Genomic DNA, 23085 nt, shown 5'->3' with positions numbered 1-23085 from the left:
GGAGGCTGGGGAATGACAGGATACAAGGATTTCTTCGAGAAAATTGCGCGGATCGTGAATGCACCGCGTGAAGGAAGTATCAGCGATCTGGAGTTGTCGGATCTCGGTCTGTCCCGGGCCGATCTGGCCATGTTGCGATCTGGTGCACCCAATGCGCGGGAACGTATTCTATCGATGGCCCGTCAATTTGGCCTGAGCGTCGACGATCTTAACGCACATCCCGAGCTTGGTTTGGAGTTGGCTGAAAAATGCGGGCATTGCCGTCAGGCAAAGACCTGTCGTGATGCAATCCGATCTGGTGAGCGACTGCCGCAGGAAAAGTGCCCGAATTCCGGTCTTTATGCTGCGCTTTCCCAAAGCTAGCGACCGCTGGGGCTTTCTTTTGGGCTCAGCTTTCTACGTCCGGCGATCTTGAAACGATCAGCCGTTCCAAAATCCTTCATCCCCACACCTGCGACGAACTCGGCAAAGACCGGTGCATGCTTGAACAGATGCCCAGAACACCCACCGGCGAACAGGACGTTCTCATGTTCAGGGTGCCAGTCGACAATAAAATGCGTGTCGGGTGTCAGGATAATCTGGTTGAATTTGGAATCCACCACCCGCTCACCTTCAAGGCCCGGAAGACGATGGCGGATGTAGCTGCGAGTGCGTCCCAGCGTTTCCTTCCGGATCAGCCTTTCGTCATTGTCCAGATCGATCTTGTCCGGAATCACCACCGCGGCTTTCACGCCTGAGCCTTCGGACGAGGGCAAACCAAAGGAGCCCTGACCATGATCGATCCAGCAGGGCATCCTGCTCATGTCGAAATCCTCGGACCCATCGGGTGTCGAAGTATAGAGGACGTTTACACCAACCACCGTCGATATCGGCTTGATCGATTTGGGGAACATGTCCGCCATCCAGGGGCCGGTTGAGACAACGATGAGGTCCGCCTCGAGCGGCTTTCCATCCATCATCAGGCGCTCTGAACCATCGGTGGTCACGCGACCACGCTGCACAGTTCCGCCCGCGCGGCGAAACAATTCCAGCCCGGTCAAGACACAGCGGTGTGCCATCAGCATTCCGGCTTCGGGCTCGAAAAGGGCGTATTCAATGTCAGGCACGCGAAACTGGGGGAATCGCGATTCGATATCCTGCCGTCCGAATTTGTAATAGGGTACGCCAACCCGGTCGAAAGTTTCGGCTGTGGCGTTTTCCCAATCACAATGGCCGCCTGTCGCCAGAATCAGTGCGCCGCATTCATACATCAGGTTCTGTCCGCTTTCCGCCTGAAGCTCTAGCCAGCGCAGGCGGCTTTCGCGGGCCCACCGCGTATAGAACTCGTCACGCCCCGAGATGGCACGGATCACACGGTTGTAATCTGTTGAAGATGCACGAGAATGTCCGGGTTCCCAACGATCAATCAGGGTCACCGTCTCGCCACGTCGTTGTAGTGTAAGGGCTGTCATGACGCCGACGATGCCGCCTCCGACAACAATGACCGAGCTCTTGGGCATGACGCAGATTTTCCTTGTCTATCGATTGGCTTTGTGAATACTGTATACAGAATACAGCAATTATAAAGCCAAAAAACAGGGAGCGCGCGCAAATGAGTTCGGGGTTTGATCTGCCCGAGGGCACACACACCGTCATACTTGGTGTTGGGGATCTCAACGGCATCATGCGTGGCAAGCGCATTCCGGCCAGTCACTGGGATCACGTCTGCAAAAGCGGCAATGCGCTGTCGATTGCGCTGATGGCGATCGACATGACATGCGATGTCTGGGACACGCCCTATGTCAATTTCGACAACGGCTACCCCGATATGCACGTCTTCCCGATGACGCAACCTGTTGCCGTCCCGTGGGAGCCGGGCGTCGCCGTTTGCTTTGGCCGGGCCGAGGGTATGGATCACAAGCCGGTGCCCATTGATCCAAGGCAGGCGCTGGTGCGTCAGGTTGAGCGTGCTCGCGAGATGGGGTTCGAGGTCAATGTAGGCACAGAACTGGAATTCTATCTTCTGGACCCGGAAACCGGGCAGCCGCGCGACAGTGGGATTCAGGTCTATGGCTTGGGACGGGCGGCTCGGATGGAGCACATCGTCGGCCCAATTCGTCAACAGATCAACGAGTGCGGCATTCCGATCGAACAATCGAACCCGGAATATGCCGCCGGTCAGATCGAAGTGAATATTCGCTATGGTGAGGCGCTTGAAGCGGCCGACCGCGTCGTTTTGTTCAAATCGCTGATCCGCCAATTGGGGATTGCGCACGGGTATCTGGCGACCTTCATGCCAAAGCCGTTCTTTGATCAGTCAGGTAATGGGTTCCACACGCATTATTCGCTTTGGAAAGACGGAAAGAACGTCTTTGCAGACGGCGGCAAGATTAATGACACCGGCAAATCATTCATCGCCGGGCTGCAGAAGCGCATGTGTGAAACGGCAATCTGCGGCAGTGGTACGGTCAATGGCTATCGCCGCCGCCAGCCCTATACGTTTTGCCCCATCAACGCGAGCTGGGGGTATGACAATCGCACCGTCGGCATTCGTGTCATCGAAGGTTCTGACAGTGCCGTACGCGTTGAAAAGCGTGACGCCGGCGCGGATGCGAACCCCTACCTTCTGCTGGCTGCGGAAATCGCTGCGGGGCTGGACGGGATTGAAGAGGGGCTTAAACCTTCTGAGCCGACTATGGGCAACGCCTATGAAGACGGAATTGGCGATCCCATCCCTACCGACTTGCCAACAGCCATTGATCTGGCGCGAGGGTCAGAGTGGCTGCGTGATGTCATGGGAGAAATGACTTGGGAGTTGGTTCTGCAGCAGGCTGAGCGCGAGCTTGAGTTCTTTAATCAACAGGTCACGCAGGTTGAGCTGGACCGCTACCTGAGGACTTTCTGATGCGATTGGGCAACGTCACCGGAACCGTCACGGCCACGGCCAAAGATGCAAAGCTGGTCGGTGCAAAACTGCTGGTGACAGATCTGGTCGACAGTAAAGGCAAGGTGATCGATCCGGCGCGGGTTTCTGTCGATACCTGCGGTGCCGGGGTCGGGGATACCGTTCTGGTCGTAAGCGGCTCGGCTGCGCGCATGGCGGCGGGTCTGTCTTCGGCACCGGTTGATCTGGCGATCATCGCGATTGTGGATCGTGTGTCCACGACCTGAATCAAATGACATCAAACAACTAAATTTCGTTGGAGGAACTGAAAATGGCGAAACCAGTGGCGGGGCAGATGGCCCTGGGCATGATCGAAACGCGCGGGCTTGTCGGCGCGATCGAAGCAGCAGATGCAATGGTCAAGGCGGCCAGTGTTTCAATTGTTGGCCAGACAAAGGCTGGCGGTGGCCTGGTGACCACTCTTGTTCGGGGTGAAGTCGGCGCGGTCAAGGCGGCAACGGATGCGGGTGCAACAGCAGCAAACAAAGTCGGCGAAGTCGTGTCCGTCCACGTGATCGCGCGCCCTCACGATGAGCTTGAGGCGATCATTGACGGCCTCGGCGCTGGCTCTGCGGCCTGATCCGCCCGCTTTAAGGAGGCGATATGTCTGCCGGTTTCGAGGAATTCACGCGTGCGGCTACACGTGGCGCGACCCGGGGTGCACCCGAACGACCCAAGCTCGACCGAATAGCGGTGCTGGGTGGCGGGGCCGATGCGCGCCTGTTGGCAGCCCTGTGTCTTGCCGAAGGGGCTGAGGTCACATTGTTTTCGGCCTATGGGGCTGAACTTTCGCTTTTGGCCCAGTCCTCAGGCATCTCGCTTCGGGGCGAGGGTCCGGTTGGGACCTATCAGGTTGATCGCGACGGGCCTTCTGTACGCACGACCGCGGAACTGGATGCAGCGGTCCGCGACTCGCAGGTGATATTTCTGACCGGGCCAATTCACAAGCAGCGCACATATGCCATGGTTCTGGCCGATCATCTAAGCGATGGACAGATACTGGTTCTTGCGCCGGGTCGGTCACTGGGCGCCGTTGAAACAGCCTGGCTATTGCGGATCGGAGGCTGCACCGCAGACGTCACTCTGGTCGAAGTACAAGGACTACCCTATTGGTTCCGTTCCGAGGGGGCAGCCTTGACGCTTACGCAGGCGGATCCGATGGCTGCAGCGACTTTGCCGCGCGGGCGCGAAGAGGTTCTCGAGGGCTTGTCTGCGTATCTTGGTAACGTTCAGGTCGTTGACTCGGTTCTGGCGTCCGGCTTCAACGACCTATCAGCCGCGGTAGAGATTCCTGCGCTGATCCTCGGCGGGGCTGCAATGGGCTCTGGTGGTCCTGCTGTGCCAATGGGAGGCGTACCGTTAGAGGCCAATCAGACCTTTGCGTCTTTGATCGGACCTGACCAGAAAGAAGTGATCCATGGCTTGGCGGAGGAGAGGCGACGCATTGCGGCTGCCTTTGGAGTTCGCAATTTGCCGGATACGGAACAATGGATTTCCACCTTTGCCGGTGCAGAACGCGGCCCGGGCGCACGTCCAATCCCGGATCAGCAAACGTCTCGCGGATTGATGCGCGACGGGGTGTTGGGGTCGCTTGTGCCGCTGGTTTCAGCCGGTGAGCTTGCGGGTATCCCATGCCCGCTGACGAACAGCCTGATCACCATGTCTGACCGAATTTTGGGCGCCGACATTGCCGCCGCCGGACGGCGCCTCGAAACTATTGGCGTTTCAGCGGGCGATGTAGATCAGGCGCGCCGTATCTTTGATACCATCGCCACCGGAGCTTCATGATGGATGCAGATCTGAAATCGATCGCTGCCGCCAGGCGCGCTGCAGATAGCGCTTTTGAAGCCTATCGCGCCTTTCTGGGCACTGACCCGGGGCAGGTAGACGCGATTGTGGACGCCATGGCACGCGCAATTGAACCGGAAGCCGAACGGTTGGGGCAAATGGCGGTTGAGGAAACCGGCTATGGCAATGTCCCGGACAAGCGGGTCAAGAACCTGTTCAACGCGCTGTCTGTCGCGGATTACCTGAGAGATGTGACAACGCTGGGCATGCTCTGGAGGGATGACGCCACAAAAATAGCTGCCTTCGGAGAACCGATGGGTGTCGTGGCGGCCCTGATACCGGTGACGAACCCGACGTCGACAATCATCTACAAAGTGCTTTCGGCGGTAAAGGCGGGCAACGCCATCGTGTGCGCGCCACACCCGCGCGGGGTGGAGTGCGGCATCGAAACCGTGCGCATCATGGCGCGGGTGGCCGAGCAGATGGGCGCTCCCAAAGGCCTCATCCAGTGTCTTGAATCAGTAACCATCCAGGGAACTGCTGAATTGATGAAACATCGCCGTACCTCGGTTGTGATGGCAACTGGTGGTCCGGCGATGGTCAAAGCGGCTTATTCCAGCGGCAAACCCACGCTTGCGGTCGGTGCAGGTAACGTACCGTGTTACGTTCACAAGTCCAAAGCACGCGATCTGACCGAAGTGGCCGAGATGATCGTGACGTCGAAAAGCTTCGACTACGGTACGGCTTGCGTCAGTGAACAGGCGGTTGTTGCAGACCCCGAGATCGCGAGAGATCTGCGCCACGAGCTCAAGTTGAAAGGTGCCTATTTCTGTACGCCTGCCGAGGCCAATCGTCTGGCCAAAGTGATCTTCAAGGGCAGGCAGGCTATGGACCCGGATAAAGTGGGGCAAAGCCCGCAGGCGCTGGCCGATGCTGCAGGGTTTGCAATCCCGCCGCGCACCCGGTGTCTCGTTTCGGAAGAAACCGAAGTTGGCTGGCAGCGCCCGCTGTCCGCCGAAAAACTGAACCCGGTTCTAGCGTTCTACGAAGCGAAGTCCTCGGACCATGGAATTGAACTGGCACAATCTATCGCCAAATTCGAAGGCTGGGGTCATTCTTCGGTCATTCATTCGGACGACCCCGAGGTTGTCGCCCGCTTCGCCACGGTTCCCACTGGTCGGGTACTGGTGAATACACCGGGCATTATGGGCGGCATGGGGTATTCCACGGATCTTGAGCCGTCCTTCATGTTGGGCACTGGCACGTGGTCGGGATCGATCACTTCGGACAACGTGACGGCCCTGCATCTCATCAACATCAAACGGGTCGCTTATGAAAGCAGGCCCTGGCGCGACATTTACGAGGAGTATGGCGCATGAGCGAGATTACGATCCGAGCGCTGATGCAGATCGATAACCTTCAACCGAAATTCGCCGCCTATAATGGTGCTACGGTGCAGGGATCGGTTCCATTGTCGGGGGATACGGTTCTGATCGGGGAATTTGCCCCCGGTAATGGGGTGTTTTCGCTGATCGACCGGGCGCTCAAGGCGTCCTCGGTTGAGGCGACGACGCAGATGGTCGAGCGTGAGTTCGGTTTCTTCATCCTCCGGTCCCCGTCGAATGCCGAAGTGTCCGCCGCGCGCGATGCGATGTTGGCCGAGCTGGGTGCCACGATGTCTGACCGGTTGAAGCCGTCGATCAGTTCCACGCAGATCATTACCAGCGTCGAACCCTATCAGGCGCAGTTGCTGAACAAATGGCGCAAAGGGGCGCTGATCGTTCCGGGGCAGACGCTGGGCATCGTGGAGTGTGCTCCGGCTGCTTACATCTCGATTGCCGCGAATGAGGCCGAGAAGGCGGCGGAGATCGACATCGTCGAAGTGCGCGCCGTGGGGCGTTTTGGTCGCCTGTTCATCTCGGGATCGGAAAACTCGGTCAAAACCGCGGTCGAGGCCGCGACTCGTGCGATCGAAGCTGTGGACGGGCAAGTCGGCTGATGGCGGCTCCGCGTGTCATAGGCTCGGATGCAGTCGAGGACGCCCGCCGTCGAGGCAGGATCGTGCTTGAGATATTGCCCGAGGACATCGTGACCGCTTTGGCTCGCGAAACGGCTGAACGTGTTGGCATTACGTTGGTCGACGGACCTCTGGAAAAACCGCAATCGCCGCGCACCGATGCTGCCGTCTCGATGCAGCGGGTGCTGTATCGCCGTTCGCCTAAATGGGTTGCACCGGTGCGTGCGAAGCGCAAAGCCCATAGGCTGGGTAAGCTTGCCTTGATCGGGGCCGGAGGAGTTGGAGGCAATGTGGCGCATCTGGCGGCGATGCAGGATATCGCCGATGAGATTGCGCTGATCGACATTGCCCCGGGAATGGCTGCTGCAACAGCATTGGATCTGAACCACACCTCAGGCATCACCGGTGCGCGTGCGCGGTGCGTGGGCGGCGAGTCGCTGGAACTTGTGGCAGGGGCCGAGGTGGTTGTGGTAACCGCAGGCCGCGCCCGACGTCCGGGTATGAGCCGCGCGGATCTGATCGACGTGAATGCGCGCGTTATCCGTCAGGCAGGCGAGGCCATCCGGTCTGCTGCGCCAAATGCTATCGTCATCGTTGTGACCAACCCGCTTGATGAAATGACTGTCGAAATGCTGCGCGCCACTGGGTTTCCACGTGAACGGGTGCTGGGAATGGCGGGAACGCTGGACAGCAGCCGGTTTCGCAATGCCCTTGCCATGGCAGCCGGTGTTGTCCCTGCCGATGTCGAAGCTTTTACTCTTGGTAGCCATGGAGACGAGATGGCACCGATCCCCAGCCGCGCGAGAATAAAGGGCAGGGCATTGGATGTGTTTCTGTCGCCCGACCAAATTGAGGCTTGTGTTCAGGACGCGGTGACCGGCGGCGGACAGGTCGTTGCCCTCAAGAAATCGGGTTCTGCGACCATCGCACCGGCGCATGCGTCGATCGAGTTGATCGACCATATCCGGGGTGCACGCACTAGCCCGGTTCCGGTTTCGGTCATGTTGCAGGGGGAATACGGCATCGATGGCGTGGTGCTTGGCGTTCCTGCACATCTCGGATCCAGCGGGTTGGTCGAGGTTGAAGAACTGCGGCTGACCGATCAGGAACAAGCAGCCTTACAGAAGGCGGCGGATGCCATTCGGTCGAGGTTGGGCCTGTGACCCTGCGCACCTGGAAGTCAGGCGGACGGTTCGAGGAAGTGGCGTCTTATTCCCGCGCAAAACGCATTGGCCCGTTCGTCTGGGTTGCCGGAACCACGGCCATCGAACCCAGCGGGCGGATTCACGCGCCCGGAGATGTTGAAGCCCAGACAAGCTATATCCTGTCGCGCATAGAAGAGGCGCTCAAAGCCGTTGGGGCTGAGTTGCGACATGTCGGTCGGGTCCGTGCCTATCTGACCGATCTGTCGCGGGCAGGCGAATTCGCGCGCGTTCACGGAGTAGTTTTTAAGGATGTCGATCCGGTTCTGACAGCTGTTCAAGCGGGGCTGACGCAGCCTGGTTTGATGGTGGAAATCGATGTGGATGCGGTAATTCACGACGAAAACGGCGAAATCAGCGGAATCTAAACATGAGTCACCAAGAAAGGATTTGATCGAACTATCATCTTGTGTACTGTATACAGAATACAAGAAGGCATAATGAGACACAGGGAGCTAATGTGATGATCAAGACAGCGCTACTCAGCGGAACATGCTTCGCGCTCATGGCCTCGGCGGCCGCAGCGGAAATCAAGGTTGGATTTATCGGATCTCTTTCTTCGGATACCGGGCTATCGACCCTGCGCGGCGCCGAGATTGCGATCGAAGAACTCAATGCAAATGGCGGGGTGATGGGGGAACAGATCACCTTGGTCTCTGCCGATACCGGTCAGGACCCGACCGAAGGTGTGCGGGCCTACGAGTATCTGGCCGAAACCGAAGAAGTGGATTTCATCATCTCGGGTTCTATCGATGATGTCTCGTTGGGCTGGCTTCCACGGATGCAGGAGTACCGGATACCAACTCTGGACACATGGACATCTTATATCGGTATCATTGACATGGTGGTCGAGGACCCCGAAGGCATGGCGCCTTACTTCATGAACATCGCGTCGGATGAGGCGCTTGCAACACTCTATATCAATTTCGGCGCGGACGTTCTGAAGGAAAAGATGGGGTGGGAATCCGTTGTTATTCTGGCAGAGGATACAGCGTTTGGCGAAGCAATCACCGGATTGGTGACCGAGGCGCTTGCCCCGGTTGCGGGGATCGAAGTCAAGGACATCATCACTTATGACGTTGCAACTGTCGACTTTGCACCGATCTTCAGCCGGGCGCAGGATACCGGGGCGGATTTCATCTATCAGGTCTCGTCCGTAAATTCGCAGGTGGTATCGTCGCAATATGTGAAACTACAAGTGCCGATGGCGATGACGGGTGTGAACGTATCCGCATTGGGCATGGAGTATTGGGAAGATACTGGCGGAGCCGGTGGCGGCATCTCAACCCTGTCACCGATCCCGTCCGTAGGGTTCAAACTTGACCCGGCCAGCAAGGCCTTTGTCGACACCTATCAGGCCAAATATGACAGCCGCCCATTGCTGCCCCATTTCAACGGATTCAACGCCTATCATGGCTTGAAGCAGGCTATGGCCGCTGCGGAAGAGGCGGGTGGTTTCGACAATGTCGAAGGCTGGGCCGATGCGATGAAAAAACAGGACCTCGTTCTGGAAATGGATGGTCAGCTGTGGCTGCGCTATGCATTCTGGGGCGATGATGAGGTCGAACCGGTAACAGGCCGCACCTATCCGCACAATATCCGCTTTGATCTGTCGGAACCGTTCGATGATGCGGCCCCGTCAATGGTCGTGGTTCAGTGGTACGAAGATGGAACTGCCGCCGTTGTGTATCCCGAAAAGTACGCAACGGGTGAATTCACCCTGCCCAGCTGGGTGAAGCAGTAATCCGGTCGCGTCGTTAGCTTGAAACGGGTGCGCGCTGTCGCGCACCCGCAGCCAAGGATCCATACATGTTGCAGATACTGATTCAGGGGCTTTTGCTCAGCGGTCTCTACGCGCTCATTGCAATGGGGTTTACGCTGATCTTCAGCATCGGCCGCGTTCTGAATCTCGCCTATGGCGCCTATCTGATGGTCGGCGGCTACATTTACTTTTGGATATCTCAATCGCTTGGGATGCCCAAGCTGATGGGGGTTGCCGTGGCTGCTGCGCTGGGTGTGCTGGTGGGTGTCTTGAAATACCGCCTGATCGTCAAAACGCTCAAAGGTGATCATGTGGCTGTCGAGATTTCGACGCTGATCCTGGCGGTGGTAATTCAAGCGGGGATCGTTTTGGTCTTTGGCGACAGCAGTAAAATCCTTTTGCCGATTGTCCCTGGCGTGATCAACGTGGCAGGGGCCTCGGTCACCTATAATATCCTGATCGCGACCCTCATCAGTTGGGCCATTCTGCTGGGACTATATGCCTTTGTCCGGCTGACGCACACCGGACGAGCGATGCAGGCGGTTTCGATGGATGCCAAAGGTGCTGCGATTTCTGGGATAGACCCTGATCGCATTAACCTGATCACCTGGGGTATCTCTGGAGCATTGGGGGCGATCGGCGGCGTCTTCTTCGCCAGCTATACTCAGTTGTCGCCATCCATGTGGGTGGCACCACTGATCATCTCGGTGGCTGTGGTCATCGTGGGCGGGATCGGCTCGATCCTGGGAACACTGGTGGTCGCCCATATTGTCGGGTTTCTCGAGGTCATTGTCGTGGCCACGCTTGCACCGGAACTGCGCGGTGTCTTCACGATGCTTTTGATAATCGGCGTGCTTGTCACAAGACCGCAGGGCCTGTTTGGCCGCGAGGAGTTGTGACGATGGGACTACGCTGGTTTCACTTTGCGCTCTGGGGCGGCTTGATCGCAGGTATGTTCCTGCTGCCGCAATTCGTCTCGAACGGGACGTTACGCACGATGATCTTTGCCAACTATCTGGCGATCTTTGCCATTAGTTGGGACGTGCTGTCGGGCCGAACAGGATATGTGAGCTTTGGCCACCCGTTCCTGATCGGTATCGGTGCCTACACTACGGCAATCCTTACAAAGCGGTTCGACGTTGCGGTCGAAATCTCGATCCCGATCGCTGTTGTTGTCACCATGATTGCGGGCTTGTTGGTGTTGCTGCCGGCTTTGCGCATTCGTGGCAGCTATTTCGCGCTGGTCACGTTGGCCTTCATGGAGTTGCTCTATCAACTGGTTCAGGTCATTCGACCGGATCTGACAGGCGGGACCAGAGGCATGTCGGGTATTCAAACACTGACACGCGGCGCTGCGAACGGATACTACCTGTCCACGGCGCTAATGTTGGCGATTGCCGTCAGCATGTGGCTGTTGATGAAAACGCGGCTGGGAACCGCCTTGTCTGCGATCGGAATGAACGAGGAAAGCGTGCGGGGTTCGGGTCTCAGCACCACCCGCCTCAAGGCATTTGCCTTCCTGACAAGCGCTATGATCGCGGGCTTGGGTGGTGCGTTCTATGTTCATTATCTGGGGTCGCTCGCGCCGCGTGCACTGTTTGATATCAACTTCCTGTTCACCATCATCGTTGCAGCGCTTTTGGGTGGAACTTCAACCATCATCGGGCCCATGATCGGCGCATTCTTCATGACTTTCCTGCTAGAGTATCTCCGGCCGGTTCTTCCCGGTGCGGAACGTTACTTTGTCTACGGTGCAATTGCGTTGCTCCTTTACATGTATCAGCCGAAAGGCCTTGTTGAGCTTGTCCGGCGTGGTTTCAAAAGTCTGGGCAAGGGGCGGGCGGCATGAGCGTAGCGTTGCAGGTTTCAGGTCTGGTGAAGCGTTTTGGCGGGTTGGTCGCGACGAATGATCTTTCGTTCTCACTCAAAGAGGGCGAGTCACTGGGATTGATCGGCCCAAATGGCGCAGGCAAGACAACCGTGTTCAGCCAGATCATGGGTGAGCTACGGCAGAACGGCGGTACGATTGAACTGTTCGGAAAGGAAATCTCGACGCTGTCGACGCCTCAACGCATTCGCGCCGGGGTCAGTCGGACCTATCAGATCCCGCGCCCCTTTGGCGACATGAGCGTTGCCGAAAACATCCGGGTCGGTCTGATGCCCGACAATATCTGGCAAATGATCGTCTCACCCCCCGATAGAGAACGTGAGCGGGAGCTTGCGCTTAGCGTCGGGTTTACCAAAGCGGACCTGGATCGCACGCCAACAGAATTGGCCATGGGTGATCTGCGCAAGCTGGAAATGGCGCGCACAATGGCAACGGCACCCAGGGTGATGTTGCTGGATGAGGTGTTTGCAGGTCTCACCACAGGGGAGATCGCTCAGATCTCAGAGCTCATTCAGTCGATGCGCAAGGATGGGATGACCTTCCTAATTGTCAGTCATGATTTGCCCGCGCTTGAGCCTTTAATCGACCGTGCGATCGCCATCGAACGAGGCACCATGATTGCCGAGGGATCGTTCAGCGATGTGATGAACGACAAGGCTGTTCAGGCTTCGTATCTGGGAGGCGCGTAATGTCGTATCTGGAAATCGAAAACCTGTCGGCGTTCTATGGCAAGGCGCAAGCGCTGACCGACATCTCTATCACCGTCCAACCCGGTGAGATTGTCGCGGTGGTCGGCCCCAATGGAGCCGGCAAATCAACCTTGCTGGACAGCATCATGGGGCTTGTCAAAACTGAGGGCGACATCCGGCTAAGGGGGCACAGCCTCGCCGGTCGAACACCTTCCGAAATTGTGCGCCATGGAGTGGGCTATGCGCCCGAGCGTTTTAACCTGTTTCCCTACATGTCGGTACGAGACAACCTGATGGTCGGCGCCTTCACGGCCCGCGAGGATATCCAGAGCAATCTGGCAATGGTGCATAGTCTTTTCCCGCGTCTCGAAGAGAGGGAAGGGCAGGAGACTTCGACCCAGTCAGGCGGGGAACGTCAGATGGTCTCGTTCGGTCGCGCGCTCATGACCAGCCCCGAGTTGTTGTTGGTCGACGAGCCCACGATTGGACTGGCCCCAAAAATCTGTCACGAAATCGCTGAGGTCGTGCGCAAACTTAACAAGGAATACGGACTGACGGTGGTGATTACCGAGCAAAATGCCAATTTTGCTCTGTCACTGGCGAGTCGGATTTATGTGCTTGAGTCGGGACGTATGCAGACGTCTGGCACCGCAGACGAATTGCGGAATGACAAGCGATTGCTTGAAGCCTATTTCGGCGGGCATTGAGGTGTCTGTGAAGGTTCTTATTTGCGCCGCTCAGATCGAGATGCGCCATGTTTCCCAAACACCTGCCTGCTTTAGTTTGCTCTGCGTTGCTCCGATGGACTAGAATTGGATCCCCCAGTTTTGGACATCATAGCCTTCGCATAGTCGCGCCTTGCTGTTGCACGATCCTCAAAGCGAGCGTGAACGACGCAAAAAAAGAGGGTGCCGTCATCCAGTCCGTTGCGAGGTGCAAACCAATCATAAGGATCGGTTGGTTTTGCTGCGGCAAACTGATTGGGCCGTGGTGCTAAAGGCGTTGAATTGGCTTCATTATTTGTGATGTCTTCAAGCAGTGTTGGACGGGCAGTGCCAGTATCCGGCGTGAGGATACCCATGATCTGCTCGCGACCAGCCGGAACGAAACGCCCGTTTTCCTCGACGGGAAACCGGATCGGCTGTCCTGCATAGACATCTCGCTGAACTTCGCTGTTCTTAACAACAATCACACCGTTAACGAGCACGTACGGGATGCCTTCTGAAGGAAGGCCTTGCTGGCCAAGCGTATAGTTTGCCTTTTCGGTCACGGATTCCGGATCAAAAATTGTGATGTCCGCAACCATGCCTTCTTGCATCCGCCCACGCACTTGCATTGCCCGCAATCCGGTATCGCCCAACCGCTTTGCATGGATGTAGCTTAGCTGAGTGAGCGTGAGCATTAATGGCACATTCGCTTCGCGCGCCAATCTCAAAACCAGTGCGTGGCTGCCGGCGGATCTGGGATGCCCAGCATAGTCTTCATAAGGCGCATCCCAACTCATCAGATTGCCCTCGATGTCCAGTCCGGCCATCCCGTCGCCCGAGATGCCATAGCCCGCGATGGTGATCCAGTCGTTTAGCCATTGCTCCCTCGGCGGGCTGAAAACAATGGCTGTCCGTCCCGGCTCATTTTCTGCAAAGTTCAGGAACTCGTCTTTTGTCACGAAGCGATCAAGTTGGGGGTCAAAGATGGTGTCTTCGTATTTGTACCCCATCGAACCTTCCCAGTTTTCGGGGGCGATGATTGAGGCTCCGTAGTTTCCTGAACCAGCGGTCCATGGATAATAGCTGGACCAGACATTGTAGCCTTGGTCGCGCGCCATCTGGAGTTTTTCCTGATTTTCCCACCACCCATAATCATTGTCGTGATGAATGTGCAGCGGAGCGCCAAGAACCATCGCGTTTACGAGGATTTCATTGACCCCGGTCTGCGTTTCTGTCGGGGTCGAAGCGCTGGGATGAAATCGGTGATGGACAGAGGTCAATCTACCGTATCGCGCCGCAGCTCGCTGCGCTTCGAACATCTCATAGGTTGTAATACCTTCTCTGGCATAGCCAATCGTCGATCCCACGCCAAGCGCACCAAGACGCAGACCCTCATCAAGCTGCGCAGTGATTTCGTTCATCTGCTCACGGTTGCTTGGAACCGAAGACCATCCCTCGACGCCATCTTCCACAGATTGTGCCCTTAGTGCGAAGAAGTTTCGGAAATCTATATCCCCTCCTTCAAGCACGAGGCCGTCATGAACCCGCATCCGTGCGAATTCCTGTCCAACGACTGTGCCATAGTTCGCCTGTGTCGCGCCTTCGCGAGCATCATACCACTCATCGATGTTTGCGGCCCCAACCTCAAAATCCATTTGGGTCGTGACGCCATCACGAAGATTTACCTTGATGCCCCAAGGGTCCAACCCATGCTGCTCGAGATCGATAAATCCGGGAGCTACAACATGCCCCGTCGCATCGATGGCCTCGCTACCGTCTATGTCTTCGTCAGTGATCGCTGTGATCCAGCCGTTGCTTATTCCGACGTTGGCGATCTGGTCGAACCCTGTTTCCGGGTCCATTACGCGACCGTTGAGAATTACAACGTCATAAGTTTGCGCAACACACAACGTAGAAACAACAGACAGTGCGCCTGCTAGAAACACGGTACGCATGGTTAGACCCTCCCTTTGATCAGTAGGATAACTGAAAGCAACTTTGGATCAACAAAATGGCATATTTAGATATCTGGCCCCGTACTATTCGCCCAGATTTCCGAGTCCTGGAGAGTTACAAGATCGTCAATCTGTTTCAACTGCACAGCAAAGTTGTGTGAAATCAGAAAACCTTCGGCGACCAGTAACCCGGGGTTTTTGCTCTCAGTTCACAGGCTCAGGTGTGCCGTTCCGATCAAAAAGCGTTCGATCTCAAACTACTCAGAACCGATTGTGTGATGGTAGCCGTATCAGACAGCCCACCCAGATCCGGCGGCAGCAATCCCGCGTTCAAAACGTCATCCACGGCCCGTTCAATGGCGCGCGCGGCCTGGAGTTGTCCAAAGCCGTGCTCGAACATCATCGCCACTGACAGGATCGCGCCAATCGGATTGGCGATCCCTTTTCCAGAGATATCCGGCGCGCTGCCGTGGGTCGGCTCGTAGAGACCACCTTTCACCGGATGCCCGGCTCTCGCAGCGGCGGGCAGGGTTGCCGAAGGCAGCATTCCCAGCGACCCGGAGACCACCGCAATCAGATCCGAGATCAGATCGCCGAACAGGTTGTCCGCCAGCAGCACGTCATACTCCCGCGGGGCGCGGGCAACGGCAAATAGCGCATAATCCATCAGCAAATGGCGCAGTTCAACATCGGGATACTCATCCCGCCCGATCCGATCCACCGTTTCACGCCAGAGCTTGCCACTCTCCATTACGTTGGACTTGTCCAGAGAGGTCACATGCCCCCGCCGTCCGCGTGCGGCCTCAAAGGCGCAGCGGGCGATGCGTTCAATTTCTGCCGTGCGGTATTCGCTGATCTCAAAGGCTCGGATTTGGCCGTCACTCAGCACCTCGCGCCCGCGGGGTTCGCCATAGTAGATGCCCCCCGAGTTTTCCCGCACGACAAGCAGATCGGCGCCGTCCACAACTTCTGGCCGGTAAGGCGTCTGCGGCAGGAGGGCTGTCCACGCCCGTGCCGGGCGCAGGGCGTTATAAACGTCCAATTCGATCCGCAGGCGGGTCAGGCCATCGGTTTCGGTAATGGGTCCGTCGATCCTGATGCCGTCCCATTCCGGCCCGCCCACTGCGCCGACCAGAATGGCATCTGCGGCCCGCGCCTTGTCAACGACCGCATCCGTGCAGAACGTGCCATGCACGTCCCACGACGCACCGCCAAGAAGGTCTTCCTCGATCTCGACCGACACGCCAAACTGATTGGCAACCTGACGCAATACCTCGAGACTGCTGGCCACGACCTCGGGTCCAATATGGTCACCGCCAAGAGCGAGCACTTTGAAAGGTCCGTTCATCCCGCCATCCCCTGCTGCAGCACCATATGCATAGCGTCAGGGTCCAGGTCCCGCTGAAGCAGACGCAGGGTGGAATGAAAGTCGTCCAGATCGACCGAAGACGTCAGGACTGCGCGCGGGGGCATTTCGGGCGTGAACCCGGTTCGCCCGTGCAGCAGTCGCTGATTGTCAAACAGCAGTCCTTCACCCGCCTTCAAATCCAAAGTCAGGCGCAGATCATCGCAATACAGCAGATCAAAGAGCCTCTTCAGGGCGCGATAGGCTGGCACAACCTGATCAGCGGGTACGTCCAGCGGAGAGATTTGCCGCTCGTTCATTCTGACACCGCAAACCTGGCCCTGATCATCCCGCTGAATGATCGGCAGGCGGGATTTGTACCAGCGCATGTTGCCATGGCTGTTGTCTCCGGGGTCGAACCGCTGGCAGGTTACATGCATGTTGCAGAGCAGTTCAAAATCTTCTGGCCATTGTTCTTTCAAGCGCCGGACGGCTTCGAACCCGTCCACCAGCGTCGAGGCCCCACCGTTTGAACTGGGCCGCAGCACCTGAAATACGGTGATCCCGATCGCTGCATAGCGATAGGGTTCATCCACATGCGGATCCAACGGACCTGTGGTGTCGCCCACATTGGTCACGGTCTTCTTCTTTTTCAGCGTATAGGTGCCGTAATGTGTTTGTCGCTGCGCCCCGACCAGTTGGATCATTCGTTGGCTTTCGGCCTGATCGGTGGGCGCGTCCACAATCTTGCAAAACCCATAGTCCCGCACAGTTTCAAGGATTCTCAAACGGGCGGCCGGATCAGCCTCGGCCTCGGTCAGCGATCCGACCGGAAGATTGCCGCCAAGAGTTCTGTCCCACATGATTGGCTGCACCCGCCTGCGGGCAAGCTCGGCGTCAGAGTAGCAGTGATTGCGCAGCCAGCGCGCGCCATATTCGGATCGATGTCCGTCTGGCCAGATCACGTGAACGGAACTGCCCTCCACCCCGACACTCTGGATCGAGATTCCTTCGTCGATGTGATGCAGACGAATCCCGCGAACACCGGTCTCTGGTGTGCCGCATTCAGGGCACCAGCATTGATGCCGCAGCCATATGGGATGAAACCGGCTTTCGTGGCCGTCTTCCCAGTTTACGATCAAGTGGTCGTTTTCAATGGCAGTAGAGCGAATGCGGTGGCGGGCAGTTGGCATAGATCTGTTCCCTGTGGGTTTCCTGTCCGCAATAAGGTCTCCTTCGATTTTGTTTGACAAATTCAAATTTAACACAGGAAGGTTGAGCTCAGCTCACTTATGGAACCCGCATGCTGCCCGACCCCAAAGACCCTTCCTATCTTGGTGCACTGGTCTATTTTCATCATGCTGCTGAAGGCCTGAGTTTTTCCCGTGCGGCCCAGGCCCTGAATGTGACACCTTCGGCGGTCAGCCACCGCATAACGGCTTTGGAAAACGCTTTGGGCAAACGGCTGTTCGAACGGCGTGTGCGGGAAGTCCGCCTCACGCAGGACGGCGCTGAACTGGCGCGCGCCACTGCGGCGATCTGGAGTGAACTCAATGGGATCACCGAACAACTGACCACGCAGGAAGTGCTGCGGGTTTCAGTCGGGCCCTATCTGTCATCGCAATGGCTGCTGCCGCGGATCGGCGCATTCGAGGCCGAGCATCCCGGACTGCGAGTGGACCTGATCCACGTAATCGGACAACCGGATGCACGCTTGGCAGATGTTTCGATCATCTGGGCAGAACTGGATGGTCCTGCAAATGAAGCAGCTCTGCTTTTCGACACCAAGGCTGTTCCTGTTGCCGCGCCCGGACTAAAAATCGATCCCAATTTTTGGGAAGGCAAGCTACCGCCAATTCATTACCGAGATCGCACCACCTGGCGTCACTGGCTTTCTACTACGGGCGCTCCGGCAGACTATGCAGAACGCGGGGAAGTTCTGGAAGAGCCACATATCGTTCTGGAAGCTGCTGCTTTTGGACGGGGGATTGCGATCGGCTTTTTACCCTTCATCGGGAAATTCTTTGAACAAGGGCGGCTTGTTCACGTGGGAACGCATTCTGTCCGCTCCAACCGGGGCTATCAGATGAAGGTAAACTCTGACAGCCGCCCAATGGCCAACCTGTTCGCCGATTGGGTTAAACACCGGGCGAAGGAGGATGTGAGTTAAACGGCAGCGGAATTACAATCTGCATCATCTGGAAATAGATTCTGTGATCTTATGGCGAATGGTCCAAAGCTCCTCGCAAGATTCTGATGGCGGACAACTACAGTGTTGGATCACATCAATCACCAGATGTTAGATCAGCCCTTCGACACGTCCATCGATATGAGATCACTGAAAACGAAGTATCACATCGACATGTTGTGTGTTGTCTGTGCAATACACGGAAATCTTCCCATGATAACTAAAATTGTCACATTTGTGCCCAGCTTTGATTTTAGCCAGCCAGTGCAACAATAGTTAACAAATCATAAATTTCCGAGGGGGTTTTCGGAGAATGAAGAACTGCGTAGCAGAGCGCGCCCATGAACGTGTGGCGCGAGGGGGTCGTTTGGTGAAATGGAAGGGTCGCGTGGCGAGTGTCGCCCCATCGCTTTTCCTTGCCTCAGTCTCGGTTATCGCCCTGACAGCTGGTGCTGCCCAGGCTCAGGTGATTAACAGCCCACAGGGTAATCAGGCCATCGTCCCAGTTGATGTCGACACAACGATTACGGCAACCGGAGCAATCAACCTGACCACCGGCAGCCCCGTAGCGGTCGAGATCATCACCAATTACTCGAGCACTGCCACCAACAATGGCACTATTTCGGCCCCAACGCCCGGCCTTCCATTCGGGATTGGCGTCGTTCTGAACGGAAACCTCGAAGCATCCGGGGCAATCATAAACAACGGAGACATCAACGTCACGGCGAACGGCAGCACCGGGGCAGACGCCCTTGGTTTTCTTTTTCTGGGCGACTACGGCGGCTCGTTTTTGAATACGGGGACTGTCTCTGTAAATGCGAATTCTACATCAAGTAACCAAGCGAGCGCGTTGGGCGCGGTTTTTGTTGGAGGTGCTGAGGCAACCGCAACCATTTCAAATTCCGGCACAATCGCGGCCGCCGCAAGCGCGGCAGGATCAAGCTCTGCATTGGCGGTCGGCTTTGAGTTTGTGAATGACGTCGAGACGGCAATAGAAAACAGCGGAACTATCTCGGCGACTGCATCAAATGCTTCTACCCTTGATGCAATCGGCATCTTGGTGGACGCCAATCTGAACGCCAATCTGAACAACTCGGGTACCATTTCGGCAACCGCGACTGATAACGGCAGCTTTGCCGAAGCGATCGGTGTCCGCGTTGTCCGCGACATGACCGGCAACGTCAACAACAGCGGGACAGTATCTGTCAACGCCTCTGCCCGCACAACAGCGACGGCCTGGGCCTTTCATCTGGAAGACGATCTGACCGGGAATTTTGACAACTCGGGAACAATCACCGCCAACGCTTCTGCCTCGTCCGGCAGCGTGGATTCGGCCGCTGTTTATATCGAAGGTGACACCAACGGGCACATTTCGAACAGCGGAACCATCCGTGTAGATGGGCAGGCTTCGACCCAGGTCAGCGCCTCGGGTTTTTACCTGTCCGGCGAACTCAACGGAAACTTTACGAACACCGGCACAATCAACATTCGTGGAACCAGCACCGGATCGCAAAGTGTCGAGGCATTCGGCCTTTATGTTGATGATGGCATAACGGGCAACATAACTAACAGCGGGGTTTTGTCGGTGTCAGGTGTTGCTGCAAGTGAAGCCAGCGCCCTTGGCATCTACGTTGACAGCGACATTTCCGGCAACTTCAACAACAGTGGTACATTGACGGCTGTGGCTGAGGCCGGATCGGATTCGGCTGAAGCTTATGGTCTCTATGTGGACTCTGATCTTAATGGCAACGTAACAAACAGCGGTGTCATTTATGTATCTGGCGTCGCTGGAAGCGAAGCAAGCGCATATGGCTTCTATATTGACAGCGACCTCTCCGGAGACTTCAACAATAGCGGTGCGATAACCGTGATGGCGCAGGCCGGATCGGATTCGGCTGAGGCTTATGGCCTTAATGTGGACTCGGATCTTGATGGCAACATAACGAACAGTGGCACAGTCTCAGTGCAGGCTTCGTCTACCAGCTATGAAGCTGAGGCTATCGCCTTCTACCTTGATGGTGACGTAACCGGAGACATCAGCAACTCCGGCACAGTTTCTGTAAGTTCGACTGGGGTGTCCACTGCAGATGCGCGTGGTTACCATGTGGATGATGAGTTTACCGGGAACTTTACCAATACCGGTACGATTTCGGTGAATTCGGTGACTACGCAGGCAGCAGGACCGCGCCCACCGCGTCCCCCAAGCCCGCCGTTTGCTGTCACTCCGGACGTAGTGGGTGCCTATTTTGAAGAAGTCGCAACTGGCAATATTGCAAACGCGGGATCGATTTCTGTCAGTGCACAGAATGTCAATGATGCAAGTGCATCGGGTATCTTCCTGCGCGATGACCTGGTTGGGAACTTTACCAACTCTGGCGCGTTGACGGTAGGCACCGGTTCTGACAGCGGCAGCGCCGAAGCTTTTGGCCTGTTTATCGTTAATGATCTGCACGGCGACGCCACCAATAGCGGTACCATCGCTGTTAACGCGAGGGGTAATTCTGACGCCTCCGCTGCGGGACTGAACATCGTTGACGATTTTGAAGGGAATTTTCAGAACTCTGGTTCGATCAACGCGGCTGCAAGCTCTGTCACCGAAGACGCATATGCGTCCGGCCTGACTGTCGGGGACAGGATGGAAGGGAATGTTTCCAACAGTGGATCGATCACTGCCGCTGCAACAGGTGGCGAAAGTGCCTTTGCTGCAGGTTTCGAGGTGCTCGATGGCATTGTTGGGAACTTGGCCAACTCTGGCACGATAAATGTGACAAGTACGAGCACAAGTGACGAAGCCGCGGCATTCGGGTTCTATGTGCGCAACGAAGATTCCAGTGATCCGGATGCCTCAGTGAAAGGAGACTTCACCAACAGCGGCAGCATCACGGTTCGCGCCGAAGGAAACACCGGCTCGGCCTATGCCAGCGGCCTCTATGTTCGCCACGGGTTTGAAGGAAACCTGACCAATTCCGGTGTAATCGACACTGTGAGTATTTCCCAGAAAGATGATGCCACCGCACGCGGTATCTACGTTCGCGGAGATACAGCCGGGAGTGTTACAAACAGCGGCAGCATTTCAGTTCTGGCCCGTGGGGCCGAAGATATGAGGGCGCAAGGCATACTGCTGTACGACAACGTAAGCGCGTCTGTTGTGAACACTGGTACGATCAATGCGACCGCGAACATCGTGAATGGTACCAATAACGCCGAAGCCCTCGCGGCAGGCGTCTGGGTCGAGGACATGCAGGGCACGTTTTCGAATACGGGCACCATCACCGCAACGACAACTGGCGGCGCATCTGCCACGGCTTACGGGCTGTATTTCGAAAATTTTGACGGCGTTATTTCAAACGTCGAACGGATCTCGGCTACATCCGACGGCGGCAAGGCCTATGCAATCTTCCTTGGCACGGGCTCAGGCACTCTGAACGTGGACACAATGGATCGGGTGACTGGTCTGATCCGGGTACAGGACCATAACGTAAACCTGGATGCGCAGGGTGGCAGCAACGTCTTCTACTTTGAAGATGCAGCGCCGGGCACAGGCGTTTTCACGACACGGGTTTCTGACGGCAGATCCGCCTGGTTTGTTCAGGATGAGGGCGGATCGGCACCTGTCTATGCGACCGTGGATGGCGGTGATCTTGGAATTTCCGGCGATGTCACCGCGTTTTTTGGAGATGTTGTGGGCAGCGCCGATCAAGCCTTGAGATACGACCAGCTGCCGCAGGTCTCGCGCGGTTTCTCGTTCCGGCAGGATAATGCCCTATTAGGCGGGTTCCGGCCCTACGCGATGATCGACGCCCAATATCGTGAGTTTGAAAACGTACCGGGCAATGAAACTGACATCTCACTGTTCAACGGCAGTGCAGGGCTGTCCGGCCAACTGGACAATGGCCTGTCACTTGCTTTTGGCTTGGGTGTTTTCACTGCCGATGGCGAGACCAACACCACGGATTTTGACACCACAGGTTTCTATCTGGACACCGCGATCGGACGTCAGATTGGCGCCTATACGCTTGAGGCCGGATTGGGTTACGGATGGTTGTCAACGGATCGGTCGCGTCAGATCATAGGCAGCACAGACGCAAATGCCGACTATGACAGTAAGTTGTTGACCGCTCACATCGGTGTTGAACGGGAATTTGATGTCAGCGACAATTTCGGGCTGCTGGGTCTTGGCGAAGTCCGGTACACACGCCAGAAGGACGACGAATATACAGAAACCGGTTCCGCCACCAATGCGACTGTAGGATCGACCACAACTGAAGTGATCGAAGCCCGGCTCGGCGCAGAATTCTACAAAGATCTGGGTCGCGGAGGTATCATCTCGGGCCAGTTGAGTGGCGTCCTGCGCAGGGGGCTGGGTGACAACAGCACCGCGGTCAGCCTGTTTTCGTCAACGGAGACGCTGACATTCGCGTCCACGGACTTTACCGGCGCCAGCGTTGTGCTGGGGTATGAAAAAGACCTTCTGCAGGGCATGCGGTTCGAAGCCACCGCCGAGCAGGAAATCGGAGACGACGCTCAGGGGCCCTACCTGCGCGCCGGTTTGAACTGGTCATTCTGAACTAAGAACCGCTGCGCCGCATTTTCAAGCGGCGCAGCGGACGGCATTGCCAAT

At 56.7% G+C, this 23085-nt stretch carries 20 protein-coding genes; 16 read left to right on the top strand and 4 right to left on the bottom strand.

All coding sequences use genetic code 11. The annotated features are described in order from the left end of the window. Positions 1-12: 12 nt before the first annotated feature. Positions 13-363, top strand: a complete 351-nt coding sequence (locus ACR0D6_RS17560) for a hypothetical protein (RefSeq protein WP_480450211.1) — start codon at positions 13-15, stop codon at positions 361-363. Here ACR0D6_RS17560 and ACR0D6_RS17555 read toward each other — a convergent pair. Further along, positions 360-1499: an FAD-dependent oxidoreductase gene (locus ACR0D6_RS17555; RefSeq protein ID WP_480766459.1), complete on the bottom strand. Its 1140-nt coding sequence runs from the start codon at positions 1497-1499 to the stop codon at positions 360-362. The two genes, ACR0D6_RS17560 and ACR0D6_RS17555, sit on opposite strands and share 4 nt — an antisense overlap. Positions 1500-1591: 92 nt before the next feature. Here ACR0D6_RS17555 and ACR0D6_RS17550 point away from each other — a divergent pair, with 92 nt between their 5' ends. The 13 genes from ACR0D6_RS17550 to ACR0D6_RS17490 all read left to right on the top strand — a co-directional run bounded on the left by ACR0D6_RS17550 (position 1592) and on the right by ACR0D6_RS17490 (position 12976). Further along, on the top strand, positions 1592-2884 hold the full coding sequence (locus tag ACR0D6_RS17550) for a glutamine synthetase family protein (RefSeq protein WP_170653136.1): 1293 nt from the start codon (positions 1592-1594) through the stop codon (positions 2882-2884). After that, positions 2884-3150 (top strand): EutN/CcmL family microcompartment protein, encoded by a 267-nt coding sequence (locus ACR0D6_RS17545; protein WP_480766458.1) that lies wholly within the window; start codon positions 2884-2886, stop codon positions 3148-3150. The genes ACR0D6_RS17550 and ACR0D6_RS17545 overlap by 1 nt, the downstream gene beginning before the upstream one ends. Positions 3151-3194: 44 nt before the next feature. After that, positions 3195-3503 carry a BMC domain-containing protein gene (locus ACR0D6_RS17540; RefSeq protein WP_170653132.1) on the top strand — a complete coding sequence of 103 codons (309 nt, stop codon included), beginning with the start codon at positions 3195-3197 and terminating at the stop codon, positions 3501-3503. A gap of 23 nt (positions 3504-3526) precedes the next feature. Then, complete coding sequence (locus tag ACR0D6_RS17535; protein ID WP_480766457.1) at positions 3527-4711, top strand: hypothetical protein; 1185 nt, start codon at positions 3527-3529, stop codon at positions 4709-4711. After that, on the top strand, positions 4711-6090 hold the full coding sequence (locus ACR0D6_RS17530; RefSeq protein ID WP_480766456.1) for an aldehyde dehydrogenase family protein: 1380 nt from the start codon (positions 4711-4713) through the stop codon (positions 6088-6090). The genes ACR0D6_RS17535 and ACR0D6_RS17530 overlap by 1 nt, the downstream gene beginning before the upstream one ends. Beyond that, positions 6087-6710, top strand: coding sequence for a BMC domain-containing protein (locus ACR0D6_RS17525; protein ID WP_480766455.1), 624 nt, complete (start codon positions 6087-6089; stop codon positions 6708-6710). The genes ACR0D6_RS17530 and ACR0D6_RS17525 overlap by 4 nt, the downstream gene beginning before the upstream one ends. Then, positions 6710-7891, top strand: coding sequence for a malate dehydrogenase (locus ACR0D6_RS17520; RefSeq protein ID WP_480766454.1), 1182 nt, complete (start codon positions 6710-6712; stop codon positions 7889-7891). The genes ACR0D6_RS17525 and ACR0D6_RS17520 overlap by 1 nt, the downstream gene beginning before the upstream one ends. Continuing rightward, positions 7888-8298 (top strand): Rid family hydrolase, encoded by a 411-nt coding sequence (locus ACR0D6_RS17515; RefSeq protein ID WP_480766453.1) that lies wholly within the window; start codon positions 7888-7890, stop codon positions 8296-8298. The genes ACR0D6_RS17520 and ACR0D6_RS17515 overlap by 4 nt, the downstream gene beginning before the upstream one ends. A 95-nt stretch (positions 8299-8393) precedes the next feature. After that, a complete protein-coding gene (locus tag ACR0D6_RS17510; RefSeq protein ID WP_480766452.1) occupies positions 8394-9674 on the top strand; it encodes an ABC transporter substrate-binding protein in 1281 nt (426 codons plus the stop codon). 65 nt (positions 9675-9739) lie between these two features. Next, entirely contained in the window at positions 9740-10591 is an 852-nt protein-coding gene (locus ACR0D6_RS17505; RefSeq protein WP_480766451.1) for a branched-chain amino acid ABC transporter permease, read from the top strand. 2 nt (positions 10592-10593) lie between these two features. Continuing rightward, the gene (locus ACR0D6_RS17500; RefSeq protein WP_480450220.1) at positions 10594-11541 is read left to right on the top strand and encodes a branched-chain amino acid ABC transporter permease; all 948 of its coding nucleotides are present in this window, start codon (positions 10594-10596) and stop codon (positions 11539-11541) included. Beyond that, positions 11538-12269 (top strand): ABC transporter ATP-binding protein, encoded by a 732-nt coding sequence (locus ACR0D6_RS17495; protein WP_480766450.1) that lies wholly within the window; start codon positions 11538-11540, stop codon positions 12267-12269. The genes ACR0D6_RS17500 and ACR0D6_RS17495 overlap by 4 nt, the downstream gene beginning before the upstream one ends. After that, positions 12269-12976, top strand: coding sequence for an ABC transporter ATP-binding protein (locus tag ACR0D6_RS17490; protein WP_170653114.1), 708 nt, complete (start codon positions 12269-12271; stop codon positions 12974-12976). Before ACR0D6_RS17495 ends, ACR0D6_RS17490 begins: the two co-directional genes overlap by 1 nt. A gap of 71 nt (positions 12977-13047) precedes the next feature. Here ACR0D6_RS17490 and ACR0D6_RS17485 read toward each other — a convergent pair whose 3' ends face one another. The 3 genes from ACR0D6_RS17485 to ACR0D6_RS17475 form a co-directional block, all read right to left on the bottom strand. Continuing rightward, the gene (locus ACR0D6_RS17485) at positions 13048-14931 is read right to left on the bottom strand and encodes an amidohydrolase family protein (protein WP_480766449.1); all 1884 of its coding nucleotides are present in this window, start codon (positions 14929-14931) and stop codon (positions 13048-13050) included. 235 nt (positions 14932-15166) lie between these two features. Next, on the bottom strand, positions 15167-16279 hold the full coding sequence (gene leuB, locus ACR0D6_RS17480; RefSeq protein WP_480766448.1) for a 3-isopropylmalate dehydrogenase: 1113 nt from the start codon (positions 16277-16279) through the stop codon (positions 15167-15169). Continuing rightward, positions 16276-17469 (bottom strand): TauD/TfdA family dioxygenase, encoded by a 1194-nt coding sequence (locus tag ACR0D6_RS17475; RefSeq protein ID WP_480766447.1) that lies wholly within the window; start codon positions 17467-17469, stop codon positions 16276-16278. Before ACR0D6_RS17475 ends, leuB begins: the two co-directional genes overlap by 4 nt. Before the next feature lie 110 nt (positions 17470-17579). On the opposite strand from ACR0D6_RS17475, the gene ACR0D6_RS17470 reads away from it, so the two are divergent. Together ACR0D6_RS17470 and ACR0D6_RS17465 are read left to right on the top strand one after the other, a co-directional pair. Continuing rightward, positions 17580-18446 carry a LysR family transcriptional regulator gene (locus ACR0D6_RS17470; protein ID WP_480766446.1) on the top strand — a complete coding sequence of 289 codons (867 nt, stop codon included), beginning with the start codon at positions 17580-17582 and terminating at the stop codon, positions 18444-18446. Positions 18447-18777: 331 nt separating this feature from the next. Beyond that, on the top strand, positions 18778-23031 hold the full coding sequence (locus tag ACR0D6_RS17465; RefSeq protein ID WP_480766445.1) for a hypothetical protein: 4254 nt from the start codon (positions 18778-18780) through the stop codon (positions 23029-23031). Positions 23032-23085 lie beyond the last annotated feature (54 nt).

The organism is Ruegeria sp. BJ6 (assembly GCF_056537885.1).
This window is presented reverse-complemented; position numbering and strand designations above follow the sequence as displayed.

Coding starts and splice junctions, on each gene's coding strand:
- leuB (WP_480766448.1), bottom strand. CDS start 16,279: ATGAACGGACCTTTCAAAGTGCTCGCTCTTGGCGGTGACCATATTGGA.
- ACR0D6_RS17530 (WP_480766456.1), top strand. CDS start 4,711: ATGGATGCAGATCTGAAATCGATCGCTGCCGCCAGGCGCGCTGCAGAT.
- ACR0D6_RS17505 (WP_480766451.1), top strand. CDS start 9,740: ATGTTGCAGATACTGATTCAGGGGCTTTTGCTCAGCGGTCTCTACGCG.
- ACR0D6_RS17495 (WP_480766450.1), top strand. CDS start 11,538: ATGAGCGTAGCGTTGCAGGTTTCAGGTCTGGTGAAGCGTTTTGGCGGG.
- ACR0D6_RS17545 (WP_480766458.1), top strand. CDS start 2,884: ATGCGATTGGGCAACGTCACCGGAACCGTCACGGCCACGGCCAAAGAT.
- ACR0D6_RS17550 (WP_170653136.1), top strand. CDS start 1,592: ATGAGTTCGGGGTTTGATCTGCCCGAGGGCACACACACCGTCATACTT.
- ACR0D6_RS17560 (WP_480450211.1), top strand. CDS start 13: ATGACAGGATACAAGGATTTCTTCGAGAAAATTGCGCGGATCGTGAAT.
- ACR0D6_RS17525 (WP_480766455.1), top strand. CDS start 6,087: ATGAGCGAGATTACGATCCGAGCGCTGATGCAGATCGATAACCTTCAA.
- ACR0D6_RS17465 (WP_480766445.1), top strand. CDS start 18,778: ATGAAGAACTGCGTAGCAGAGCGCGCCCATGAACGTGTGGCGCGAGGG.
- ACR0D6_RS17475 (WP_480766447.1), bottom strand. CDS start 17,469: ATGCCAACTGCCCGCCACCGCATTCGCTCTACTGCCATTGAAAACGAC.
- ACR0D6_RS17485 (WP_480766449.1), bottom strand. CDS start 14,931: ATGCGTACCGTGTTTCTAGCAGGCGCACTGTCTGTTGTTTCTACGTTG.
- ACR0D6_RS17540 (WP_170653132.1), top strand. CDS start 3,195: ATGGCGAAACCAGTGGCGGGGCAGATGGCCCTGGGCATGATCGAAACG.
- ACR0D6_RS17510 (WP_480766452.1), top strand. CDS start 8,394: ATGATCAAGACAGCGCTACTCAGCGGAACATGCTTCGCGCTCATGGCC.
- ACR0D6_RS17535 (WP_480766457.1), top strand. CDS start 3,527: ATGTCTGCCGGTTTCGAGGAATTCACGCGTGCGGCTACACGTGGCGCG.
- ACR0D6_RS17470 (WP_480766446.1), top strand. CDS start 17,580: ATGCTGCCCGACCCCAAAGACCCTTCCTATCTTGGTGCACTGGTCTAT.
- ACR0D6_RS17555 (WP_480766459.1), bottom strand. CDS start 1,499: ATGCCCAAGAGCTCGGTCATTGTTGTCGGAGGCGGCATCGTCGGCGTC.
- ACR0D6_RS17500 (WP_480450220.1), top strand. CDS start 10,594: ATGGGACTACGCTGGTTTCACTTTGCGCTCTGGGGCGGCTTGATCGCA.
- ACR0D6_RS17490 (WP_170653114.1), top strand. CDS start 12,269: ATGTCGTATCTGGAAATCGAAAACCTGTCGGCGTTCTATGGCAAGGCG.
- ACR0D6_RS17520 (WP_480766454.1), top strand. CDS start 6,710: ATGGCGGCTCCGCGTGTCATAGGCTCGGATGCAGTCGAGGACGCCCGC.